This is a genomic window from Vibrio harveyi NBRC 15634 = ATCC 14126 = KCTC 12724 (assembly GCF_001591145.1).
GTDB lineage: Bacteria > Pseudomonadota > Gammaproteobacteria > Enterobacterales > Vibrionaceae > Vibrio > Vibrio harveyi.
The window spans coordinates 1-813 of record NZ_BCUF01000149.1; the positions used below are offsets into that span (position 1 = coordinate 1).

Annotated in this window: 1 protein-coding gene; it reads left to right on the forward strand. The window is 40.7% G+C overall.

All coding sequences use genetic code 11. The features are described from left to right. Positions 1-34: 34 nt before the first annotated feature. Positions 35-808 carry a nuclease-related domain-containing protein gene (locus tag VHA02S_RS24930; protein WP_038899589.1) on the forward strand — a complete coding sequence of 258 codons (774 nt, stop codon included), beginning with the start codon at positions 35-37 and terminating at the stop codon, positions 806-808. Positions 809-813 lie beyond the last annotated feature (5 nt).

Sequence of the window (813 nt, forward strand, 5' to 3'; positions counted from 1 at the left end):
CCTTAGCAAGGCGTTAGTTGAATAGGGAAAATCCGTGAATATTTTTGAAGCATTTCTTAATGTGCTTGCGCAAGTCTGGTATCTAGTGCCTTTATTGCTCATTGTTAGCGTTTTCAAAAGTAGGTGGCTAAAAGGTGTATTCGGTGAGTTTCTCGTGAACCGTCTTTTGTCCAAATTACCAGAGTCTGATTACACACTAATAAAAGACGTAACGTTGCCGACTAACGATGGTACAACTCAAGTCGACCATATTGTGGTTTCTAGATATGGCATCTTCGTCGTTGAAACTAAGAATATGAAAGGTTGGATATTTGGTTCAGCTCGCCAGAAACAGTGGACACAAAAGATTTACCGCCATTCCTCTAAATTTCAGAACCCACTGCATCAGAATTACAAGCACATAAAAGCTCTGGAAACCTTGCTAGGTTGCAGAGAAGAACACTTGCATTCGGTTATTGTTTTCATCGGCGACAGTACCTTTAAAACCGAAATGCCTCCAAACGTTACCTACGCTCGAGGAAGTATTCGATACATTCAGCAATTTAACGATGTAGTGTTCTCTGACAATGATTATGCTCGGTTAACAGAGTCTATAAACCAGATAAAGTTAAAGCGCGGAGTCATTACGGATTTAAAGCATCGTAAACATATCAAAGAAGTTGTTGCATCCAAAGTTAGCTCAAATGAGTGCCCCCGTTGCGGCTCTGAAATGGTGTTGCGTGAAACCAAGCGTGGTGAAAATATAGGTAAACAGTTTTGGGGTTGTTCAACCTTTCCCAAGTGTAGGGCTGTGAAACAATTCAACTAACAAAC